Source organism: Mucilaginibacter pedocola (assembly GCF_002013915.1).
Lineage (GTDB): Bacteria > Bacteroidota > Bacteroidia > Sphingobacteriales > Sphingobacteriaceae > Mucilaginibacter > Mucilaginibacter pedocola.
Genome location: NZ_MBTF01000032.1, coordinates 1 through 2,053 on the forward strand (window position 1 = coordinate 1; position 2,053 = coordinate 2,053).

Annotated in this window: 1 rRNA gene; it reads left to right on the forward strand. The window is 48.6% G+C overall.

Annotation, left to right across the window (positions count from 1 at the left end):
* Nucleotides 1–523: 523 nt before the first annotated feature.
* Nucleotides 524–2,045, forward strand: a 16S ribosomal RNA gene (locus BC343_RS20350).
* Nucleotides 2,046–2,053: the final 8 nt, after the last annotated feature.

Consider the following 2,053-nt stretch of genomic DNA (forward strand, 5'->3'; position numbering starts at 1 on the left):
ACCTTTGCAGCCCGCAAGACCGAAAGGAAAGCGGGTAGTACATTGAAGGGAAAGCAAACGAAAAAATTTAAAAAATAAAGTTTGCGAGTGAAGATAAAAATTCGCTACCTTTGCAGCCCGCAAAAGCCGAGAGGTTGAGTGGGAAAAGAAGGAAAAAGAAGCCAAAAATTATTTGAAAATAAATTTTGGAAAATAGAAAAAAGCTTCTACCTTTGCAGTCCCAAAACGAGGGAGCGGAAACGCGGAAAAACGTTAAGAAGCCGAGAGCAATTCGAGGTTAAAAAAGATTGAAAGTTTAAAGTGTTGAAAGGCACAAAAACATAAAACAGGCGCCTGCGACGGGTTAGCCGATAAAGTTCTTAAAGAGACAGGAAGACAATAAAAATGCAGCGTAACAACCGCGAGGTGGTTATAGCTAAAAAGAAAGAAGCTTGAAGATTAGAGGGGCTTTGTAAGAGAATATTTTTTTTACAAGTTTCTATTGATTGAGTTTAATAGGGCTTGGATTTGAACAACACATTATACAATGGAGAGTTTGATCCTGGCTCAGGATGAACGCTAGCGGCAGGCCTAATACATGCAAGTCGGACGGGATTTGGGAGCTTGCTCCTGATGAGAGTGGCGCACGGGTGCGTAACACGTATGTAACCTACCTTAACCAGGGGGATAGCCTCTCGAAAGAGAGATTAAGACCGCATAATATTATCGAATAGCATTGTTTGATAATCAAATATTTATAGGGTTAAGATGGGCATGCGGAACATTAGCTAGTTGGTAAGGTAATGGCTTACCAAGGCTACGATGTTTAGGGGATCTGAGAGGATGGCCCCCCACACTGGTACTGAGACACGGACCAGACTCCTACGGGAGGCAGCAGTAAGGAATATTGGTCAATGGGCGGAAGCCTGAACCAGCCATGCCGCGTGCAGGAAGACGGCCCTATGGGTTGTAAACTGCTTTTGTACCGGAATAAACCTTTGGTCGTGACCGAAGCTGAATGTACGGTAAGAATAAGGATCGGCTAACTCCGTGCCAGCAGCCGCGGTAATACGGAGGATCCGAGCGTTATCCGGATTTATTGGGTTTAAAGGGTGCGTAGGCGGCCTATTAAGTCAGGGGTGAAAGACGGTAGCTTAACTATCGCAGTGCCTTTGATACTGATGGGCTTGAATGTAGTTGAGGTAGGCGGAATGTGGCAAGTAGCGGTGAAATGCATAGATATGCCACAGAACACCAATTGCGAAGGCAGCTTACTAAGCTAAGATTGACGCTGAGGCACGAAAGCGTGGGGATCAAACAGGATTAGATACCCTGGTAGTCCACGCCCTAAACGATGAATACTCGATGTTGGCGATATACGGCCAGCGTCTAAGCGAAAGCGTTAAGTATTCCACCTGGGGAGTACGCCCGCAAGGGTGAAACTCAAAGGAATTGACGGGGGCCCGCACAAGCGGAGGAGCATGTGGTTTAATTCGATGATACGCGAGGAACCTTACCCGGGCTTGAAAGTTAGCGAATGGAGCAGAGACGCTCCAGTCCTTCGGGACGCGAAACTAGGTGCTGCATGGCTGTCGTCAGCTCGTGCCGTGAGGTGTTGGGTTAAGTCCCGCAACGAGCGCAACCCCTATGTTTAGTTGCCAGCATGTAATGATGGGGACTCTAAACAGACTGCCTATGCAAATAGAGAGGAAGGAGGGGACGACGTCAAGTCATCATGGCCCTTACGTCCGGGGCTACACACGTGCTACAATGGGCAGTACAGAGGGCAGCTACCTGGCAACAGGATGCCAATCTCATAAAGCTGTTCACAGTTCGGATCGGGGTCTGCAACTCGACCCCGTGAAGTTGGATTCGCTAGTAATCGCGTATCAGCAATGACGCGGTGAATACGTTCCCGGGCCTTGTACACACCGCCCGTCAAGCCATGGAAGCTGGGGGTGCCTGAAGCCGGTAACCGCAAGGAGCCGTCTAGGGTAAAACCGGTAACTGGGGCTAAGTCGTAACAAGGTAGCCGTACCGGAAGGTGTGGCTGGAATACCTCCTTTCTGGAGCA